The sequence below is a fragment of the Desulfobotulus sp. genome (assembly GCF_034006065.1).
In the GTDB taxonomy this organism is placed as follows: Bacteria; Desulfobacterota; Desulfobacteria; order Desulfobacterales; family ASO4-4; genus Desulfobotulus.
The window spans coordinates 1-7,457 of the sequence record NZ_JAVETM010000077.1; the positions used below are offsets into that span (position 1 = coordinate 1).

8 protein-coding genes and 1 pseudogene are annotated in these 7,457 nt (G+C 50.7%); 8 read left to right on the forward strand and 1 reads right to left on the reverse strand.

Annotation, left to right across the window (positions count from 1 at the left end):
• Positions 1-722: 722 nt before the first annotated feature.
• Positions 723-917, reverse strand: a complete 195-nt coding sequence (locus tag RBR60_RS15690; RefSeq protein WP_320358518.1) for a hypothetical protein — start codon at positions 915-917, stop codon at positions 723-725.
• Positions 918-1,068: 151 nt separating this feature from the next.
• On the opposite strand from RBR60_RS15690, the pseudogene RBR60_RS16875 reads away from it, so the two are divergent.
• From RBR60_RS16875 to RBR60_RS15720, 8 genes and pseudogenes are all read left to right on the forward strand, one after another.
• Positions 1,069-1,299, forward strand: a pseudogene (locus tag RBR60_RS16875) (InlB B-repeat-containing protein); the annotation flags it as partial.
• A gap of 106 nt (positions 1,300-1,405) precedes the next feature.
• Entirely contained in the window at positions 1,406-1,546 is a 141-nt protein-coding gene (locus RBR60_RS16880; RefSeq protein WP_413815480.1) for a hypothetical protein, read from the forward strand.
• 50 nt (positions 1,547-1,596) lie between these two features.
• On the forward strand, positions 1,597-2,595 hold the full coding sequence (locus tag RBR60_RS16885) for a DUF1566 domain-containing protein (protein WP_413815481.1): 999 nt from the start codon (positions 1,597-1,599) through the stop codon (positions 2,593-2,595).
• 97 nt (positions 2,596-2,692) lie between these two features.
• The gene (locus tag RBR60_RS15700; protein ID WP_320358522.1) at positions 2,693-3,094 is read left to right on the forward strand and encodes an endonuclease domain-containing protein; all 402 of its coding nucleotides are present in this window, start codon (positions 2,693-2,695) and stop codon (positions 3,092-3,094) included.
• A 46-nt stretch (positions 3,095-3,140) separates the two neighbouring features.
• A complete protein-coding gene (locus RBR60_RS15705; RefSeq protein WP_320358525.1) occupies positions 3,141-3,689 on the forward strand; it encodes a DUF1566 domain-containing protein in 549 nt (182 codons plus the stop codon).
• Between the two features lie 496 nt (positions 3,690-4,185).
• On the forward strand, positions 4,186-4,599 hold the full coding sequence (locus RBR60_RS15710; protein ID WP_320358527.1) for a hypothetical protein: 414 nt from the start codon (positions 4,186-4,188) through the stop codon (positions 4,597-4,599).
• Positions 4,600-4,763: 164 nt separating this feature from the next.
• On the forward strand, positions 4,764-6,584 hold the full coding sequence (locus tag RBR60_RS15715; protein WP_320358529.1) for an AAA family ATPase: 1,821 nt from the start codon (positions 4,764-4,766) through the stop codon (positions 6,582-6,584).
• 69 nt (positions 6,585-6,653) lie between these two features.
• A partial coding sequence (locus RBR60_RS15720) for an AAA family ATPase (RefSeq protein WP_320358531.1) occupies positions 6,654-7,457 on the forward strand: 804 nt, incomplete at its 3' end.

Sequence of the window (7,457 nt, forward strand, 5' to 3'; positions counted from 1 at the left end):
ACGTTTTCCGCACGGTGAAGGCCATGCATCCTGCCGGGATTTATAGGGATCGGTACGTGAACGGGGATACGGTTTATGTGTACCGGGTACGGGTGTATGACGGAGCGGGGAATGTGACGGAGAGTGCGGAGAAAAGTATCCGTGTTCCCTGAAGGGGGGAGATCCCGTTTTTTTCTCCTCTCCCTCATCCCCTGCCCTTCTCCCTCTGGGAGAAGGGCAGGGGATGAGGGATCAGATGCAGGAGGGTATTTCTCTTGCGACGAATTTTACGAAAACAGCGAAACGCATAAACTGGGGGAAGCCCTCTTTTTATGCGTTTTTGGTTGAAATTATTGTGAATTTTGGGTATGTGAAAAACAAAAAATTCAGTCGGCAAAAAATGTATTGCGGAATTTTGTGTTGCTTGGCCAGTATTTTCAGGTTTCACGGGGATTGCACCAGAGGGTCTGGCCTGAGCCACCTTCGATGTTTCGTACAGAAGCGCAGGGTCATTCGTGTATCTTCCATTTTTGTATTCCTTATGATCGGGGGATTTTTGCATGGAAAGTAAAGGATTTTTTCGGGACGGATAAAGTGCAGAAGCACAGGTTTATGGATTCTTATCATGCTTGCAGGTATGCTGCTTGGAGCTTGTTCAAGTGAACCGGATAGCATAGAACAGGATGCCCCCCCCCGCTGAAACAGGTCAGACCCTCAGCGGTTATGTGGTGAACGGGCCGATTTCAGGGGCAACTCTTCGGGTGGAGGATGCCAATGGGGTTTTTCTGGGAGAGGTCACAAGTGATGGCCAGGGCGGATACCGCCTTGAAAACCTTTCCGTATTGCCGCCTTACCGGATTACAGCCCGTGGTGGCCTTCTGAATGGGCAGCCCTATGCCGGGGTGCTGGAGGCGGAATGCAGTTCTACCTCCTGTCATGCCCCCCCCCATGACCACAGCGGCGGTGCGTTTTGCCCGGAAAAAAAGGATTTCTTATACCGAGGCAGGGAACACGCTGAACGGCTGGCTCACCCTGCCAGAAGATCCTTTTATCGCAGCCTACCAGGGCCGTCCCCTTGAGAAGCCGGATATGGAAAACCTGCGTTTGGATCTGGGGCGGGATGGGCTTGATGTCTGGATTGGAAAACTTCTGAAGGCTTATGAAGACGGGCTTTCTGCCGAAGAGTTGGGCTTTGCCAAGGCAAAAGAGTACACCATTACCTTTGACAGTGCAGGCGGCTCTGCCGTAGCCCCCATTACCCAGGCCTTTGGTTCTAAGGTGACCGCTCCGGCTGCCCCCACGCGCTCAGGCTACACCTTTAACGGCTGGAACCCCGCAGTTCCCGCCACCATGCCCTTAAATGGCGCAAGCCTCACGGCCCAGTGGACAGTGAATACCTACCCCCACGGCAGGCGCAGGCGGCAGCATCAGCCCCAACACGTCCCAGACGGTAAACCACGGCAGCACCACCACCTTCACCGTAACCCCGAATACAGGCTACGGCATTTCTTCGGTAACGGGCTGCGGAGGGACATTAAACGGCATACCTACACCACAGGTGCCATAACCGGAGCCTGCACAGTAGCGGCAGCTTTTATCCTGGATCTGGCAGCCCCTGTGCTGGCGGGAGAGGGAGGTAACGGTGAAGCAGCCCTTTCCTGGGGTGCTGTTGCGGGTGCGGATGCCTATGTGCTGTATTATGGCACAGATCCGGATATTGATCCGGACACCTTCCTCTCCTACGCCCAGAGGGTGGAAGTGGGCAATGTGACTTCGTACTGGGTCACAGGTCTTATCAACGGCACAGATTACTATTTTGTCCTCCGGCCCGCCCTTTCCGGGAAGGAAGCCACGGTAAAGAGCAATGAAGTGTCAGTGAAACCCGCAGCCCTGCACACAGGCTCCTTGCCCCTCAATGATACGGGTATAGACTGGTGGGCGAATGAGAATACAAATTATATCACTGCCCCTCTGACCAGCCATCCTGGTCAGGATACGAAAGCCCGTGCAGGTACCCTCCAGAAGGTGGGAGCCGGTGCGAAAGGCTTTGACTTCACCAAGCTGGGTGCAGATGGCCAGCCCCTTGCCGTCCAGAACGGTACCTGGTCGGACAGCGGGAATGAGAATGCCGGAACAAAGTGGTCCTGTGTGAAGGATAACCGTACCGGACTCATCTGGGAGGTGAAGGTGAATGATCCTGTTCACCTGCGGCACAGGGGGCATACGTACACTTGGTACAATCCTGATTCTGCCACCAGTGGGGGGGATGCAGGCACCCGGAATGACGGATCTTGCGGAGCGGGCAATACCTGCGATACCCAAGGCTTTGTGGAGGCTGTGAATGCGGCAGGGTTTTGCGGAGCGTCGGACTGGCGCATGCCAAGGGCTGCGGAGCTGCAATCCATTGTGGATTATGGCCGTTACAATCCTGCCATTGATACGGACTTTTTTCCTAATACGCAGTCCAGCATTTTTTGGTCTTCCTCGCCCTATGCCTACTCTGCTGGCGGTACGTGGTCCCTTGGTTTCGACTACGGCTTTGTCGGCAACTTCTACGGCGAGGGCTACGGAAAGAGCAACTCCTTCCAGGCGCGCCTTGTGCGCGGCGGACAGTGATTTTTGCCTTTTTTTCTCCCCTCTCCCTCCGGGAGAGGGGCAGGGGGTGAGGGCTTCTTTTTTTCCTTCTCTCTTCAAAGTTTCAGGTGAGGGCAAAATGACAAAAGAAAACCCTATCCCCTCAGAAATACGCCGCTATGCCAGGGATCTCCGTCAAAATCAGACGGATGCGGAGACTTTTTTCTGGGCCTTATTGCGGGGAAGGCGTTTTTCCCGGATGAAATTCCGGCGTCAGCATCCCTTCGGACGTTATATTCTTGATTTTTACTGTCATGAACGAAAGCTCGTTATTGAATTGGATGGGGGGCAGCATAATGGGGGGATGGCAGAAAAATATGATGAAGAGAGAACCCTGTGGCTGGAACAGCAGGGAATTTGGGTTCTGCGGTTCTGGAACCATGAGGTTTTGCAGGAAACGGAGGCTGTGCTGGAGGTGTTGTGGGATTCCTTATACCCTCACCCCCGGCCCCTCTCTCAGGGGGAGAGGGGCCGGGGGTGAGGGTAAAGAAAATAATTTTCCGCATTTTTAAAAAGGAGTTTTTGTCATGAAGAATCAGGCTATTTTTATTCCTCTTGTTTTCCTTGCAGCCCTGTTTTTTTCTCCGTCTCTTATGGCCGGAACCGTGTGCAGCGGATCGGAAAATACGGCCATCACCCCGACCACCCCCACAACAGATTTTGACATCCATGCCGACGGCACCGTGACCCATAAGCCCACGGGCCTTATGTGGATGCGCTGCTCCTTAGGCCAGACCTGGGATGGCAGTACCTGTACGGGAAGTGCCAGTACCCACACCTGGCAGGGGGCCTTGCAGGCGGCAGAGGATTTGAACGCAGGTGGCGGTTTTGCAGGGCATAGGGACTGGCGGCTTCCGGGCATCAAGGAGCTGAAATCCATTGTGGAAGAAAGATGCTATGAGCCAGCCATTCATGGTTCCGTTTTTCCGGGGATGTCGTCTTCCTGGTTTTGGTCTTCCTCGCCCGGTGCTTACGCTACTGACGATGCGTGGAGCCTCAGTTTCAACTACGGCTATGTCTACGACCACTACAAGAACTACAACTACCAGGCGCGCCTTGTGCGCGGCGGACAGTGATTTTTGCCTTTTTTCCTCCCCTCTCCCTCCGGGAGAGGGGTCGGGGGTGAGGGCCTCCTTCTCAACTTCACCCTTTCAGGCTATGCTTCTTCCCGCCATATGAACCAGCCCAACTCCCCATCAACTTCAACCATGGGACATCCACTTCGTTGCTTTTGATTTTTATTTTCCAAATTAAATCAATATTCTCCCATCCCATCTCTGACCTTGAAAGGGCTGTTTTTTTTGTCTGTGTCCTCCGGGTTCACCCTGTCCTACGGGCAGGCACCCGGAGGCTGAGGCCCTTGAAACCTCCTTCCCAATTCCACCCTTTCAAGCTATGCTTCTCCCCGTCATATGAATCCGCAGGCAGCGGAGGCCCCCAGAATTTTTGCTCTCCATGTGCGAAGGAGCCGGGATGGGAGTTGCGGGTTAAGGGGACTGTAAGTCGGATGCAGGCATTGGATGAGGCCGGGGAGGTTCCTGATTCTTAAAATATCGGATGAAACGGAGGTTTATGGAAAGAATTTACCCTTTTCCAAAAACAGCCGGGCACTTTCATTGCTTTACCCGTGATGAAGATATCAAGCAGCATCCTGGGGGTACTCTTGCTGAATTGGCCAACGTCATTTTATTGAATGTTATGTTACTGGGAGTCTGCTACTTGTCAATGCAGGTCGTTCAAAAGACTTCAGGGCACCTGCTAAACCTATTCGCTTATTGGAGGAACGTTACGGTGACGCAATCAGGCAACTCTTCGGAATCCATCCCCCAGCTCTCACCGCCAACGAAGCAGGTTATCTCGTCGGCTTTAGAACGTTTGACGAGATCAGAAATCGATGCACTAAGGCAGAAAAAGAAACAACTCAGCGTTTATTATCAAAAGATTATTAAGGATCGGATGATGAAAAGGCCCTCCTGTCTGCCCTGAAGCTATGGGCCCTGTCTTGTAGAGGCACCCTTTAAGGGGCCGCAGCCACTCATTATGGCCCTCACTCTGTTACAACCATGGGACACTTCGTTGTTTTTTGGATTTTTTCCAAATAAAATCATTTAACGATACTCCGGCAGTTTCTCCGTACGAAGGAGGAAAACATGGCCTATCCCTATGGAATTTCTGATTTTGAAAAAATCATTCGGAACGGCTATTTCTACTGTGACAGAACCGACAGAATTCCTTTTCTGGAAAAGGCTGAGTCCCAGCTCTTCATCCGGCCAAGGCGTTTTGGTAAAAGTCTTCTTCTCTCCATGCTGGCAAGCTATTATGACGTTGCCAGAAAAGGAGATTTTCAAGCGCTTTTCGGCCACCTTGCCATCGGAAAAAATCCAACGGAACGGCGGAATGCCTATTTCATTTTACGCTGGGATTTTTCCTGTGTGGATGCAGCGGGGGATTACCATGAAATACGGAAGTCCCTGTACAACCACATCAACGCCAGAATAGAGAGATTCATCACCTATTATACCTTCAAGGGCTTTAAGCTTCCTGAAATCAAAATCAATCCCGATGATGCCCTGTATTCCATGGAGCGCCTGCTTTCCGCTGCGGAGGTTGCCGGATACCCTGTTTTTCTTCTGATAGACGAATACGACAACTTCGCCAATACCATCCTCATGTCACCTGCGGGCAAAAAAGAGGACTATGAAAAGCTTGTCCGGGAAGAGGGGATTTTACGAACCCTTTTTAAAGCGGTGAAGGCCCTGACCTCCAGCACCATGTTCGACCGGGTGTTCATCACAGGGGTTTCTCCCGTTGTTCTGAGTGACATTATAAGCGGGTACAATGTGGCAAAAAGCGTTTACTTCAATCCGGTTCTGAATGATCTCTGTGGGTTCAGGGAAGAAGAGGTAAAGGCTGAGATTGAAAAAATTGCCGCAGCCAGAAACCTTGGGGATGCGGAGATTGAGGATGCCCTCCACACCATGCGAACCTTTTACAATGGCTATCTTTTTTCAACGGAAGCGGATGCCTTTATCTATAATCCCACCATGTGCCTCTATTTTCTGGAAGAGTTTGCAAGGCGGGGAAAATATCCAAAGGAAATGCTGGATGCCAACCTGGCAACGGATCAGGCCAAGCTCAGCTACATTGCGAACCTCAACGGGGGCCAGGAGCTGCTTTTGAACCTCATGGAAAAGGAAGACAGTGCGGTGCTTGCCAGTGTGGCGAGATCCTTTGGCATTGAAGAGATTCTCTTTGACAGCTCACGGGACAAGCAGTTTCTCACATCCTTTCTTTACTATTTCGGGATTCTCACCATTGCCGAAGAAACCCCGGATCTGGAAACACGGCTGAAAATCCCCAACATGGCGGTAAAAGGGCTGTATGCGGACAAGCTCTGCAATCTCCTGCTGCCTGACTCGGGGGAAAGGGATGCAGGTAAGCTTGCGGCAAAAAAGGTGTTTCAGAAGGGGGAGATGCAGCCCCTCTGTGATTTTGTGGAGAAAAAATACTTCAGGGTTTTCAGCAATAGGGATTATATCCTTGCCAATGAACTGACCCTGAAAACCGCCTTTCTTACCCTGCTCTACAACGACATCATCTTTCTGATGGACTCTGAAGGGGAAATTTCAAGGAGATATTCCGATCTCACCATGATCATCCGGCCGGATAAACGCTACGGCAGGGTCTATGATGTGCTGATTGAATTCAAGTTTGTCAGTCTGAAAGAGGCGGGTTTATCCGGAAAAGAAGCGCTGGCCTTAAGCGTGGATGAACTCAAAGCCCTTCCTCCTGTCCGGGCAAAAATGGAAGAGGGCATAGTACAGGTCAAAGACTATGGAGCAAGGCTTGAAGGAAAATATAAAAATCTACGACTTCAGAAGTTTGTGGTAACAGCCCTTGGATTCGAGCGGGTATGTTTTGAAAAGGTTGGCAGCGTGGATCCGGATTTCGGGACAGCATTTACCCCTTAGGCAGGAAAAATTGCCCGGATACACAAGCTTGCAGCCCCCCGATACCGGTTCCGCCTGAAGGAGGAAAAAATGAAATATCCCTATGGCATCGCGGATTTTGAAAAAATAATTCTGAACGGCTATTTCTACTGTGACAGAACCGACAGAATTCCTTTTCTGGAAAATGCAGAGTCCCAGCTTTTCATAAGACCGAGGCGCTTTGGCAAAAGCCTCCTTTTATCCATGCTTGAAAACTACTATGACGTTGCCAAAAAAGAACAGTTTCAGAAACTGTTCGGACATTTAAAGATAGGCAGCAATCCCACTGCCTCAAAAAACGCCTATTTTATTCTCAGGTGGGATTTTTCCTGTGTGGATGCAACGGGAGATTTTGCTGAAATCAAACAGTCCTTATACAATCACATCAATGGCAGGATTGAAAATTTTATCAAATATTACGAGTTGATGGGATTTGACTTTAAAGATGTCAATATCAACTATCTGGATGCACTGTATTCGCTCAATTCACTTTTAGGTTCAGTGAGAGCCCACGGTCATGCGGTTTATCTTCTGATAGACGAGTACGATAATTTTGCCAACACCATCCTCATGTCTCCTGCGGGCAAAAAAGAGGACTATGAAAAGCTTGTCCGGGAAGAGGGGATTTTACGAACCCTTTTCAAAGCGGTGAAGGCCCTGACCTCCAGCACCATGTTCGACCGGGTGTTCATCACAGGAGTTTCTCCTGTTGTTCTGAGTGACATTACAAGCGGGTACAATGTGGCAAAAAGCGTTTACTTCAATCCGGTTCTGAATGATCTCTGTGGGTTCAGGGAAGAAGAGGTAAAGGCTGAGATTGAAAAAATTGCCGCAGCCAGAAACCTTGGGGATGCG